1 protein-coding gene and 1 pseudogene are annotated in these 458 nt (G+C 48.0%); both read left to right on the top strand.

Annotated elements, in window-relative coordinates:
* The coding region (locus ACWKX3_RS24105) for an AzlC family ABC transporter permease (protein ID WP_454542656.1) at window positions 1-383 on the top strand (383 nt) is incomplete at its 5' end.
* Window positions 376-458 (top strand): annotated as a pseudogene (locus ACWKX3_RS24100) (AzlD domain-containing protein); the annotation flags it as partial. The gene ACWKX3_RS24105 and the pseudogene ACWKX3_RS24100, both read left to right, overlap by 8 nt.

Raw genomic sequence — 458 nt, 5'->3', positions numbered from 1 at the left:
AAGGTGATAAATATCTTTTCTATTTTTCAGTCATGCTGACTTTCTGGGGATTTTGGGTGCTGGCGAATTTTCTGGGAGCAATCATCGGTTCTTCTTTCCCGGACATCCAGAAATACGGCCTCGATTTTGCGATGGTTGCCGCATTTATCGCTATTGTGGTGCCGCAGATTAAAAGTCAGGCCTGTACGGTTGCCGCTCTGGTAGCCTCCGTATCCGGTGTATTACTGGTTGTTTTGCCCTGGTCCCTGGGGATCGTTGTAGCTTCATTATTGGGCGTCCTGGCTGGATTAGCTGTGGACCTGGCAGAGGAAAGAAAGCTTAACGCCGGGAATACCAGTATGGAGCTTATGCTCACTAATAATAAGGAGGCCGGACATGAGTAACAGCTATTTTTTAGCACTGACCCTGGGAATGGCCGCAGTAACATTTCTGATCCGTTTCTCCTTTATCGGGATAGC

Source organism: Enterobacter sp. UPMP2052 (assembly GCF_053709675.1).
This window is presented reverse-complemented; position numbering and strand designations above follow the sequence as displayed.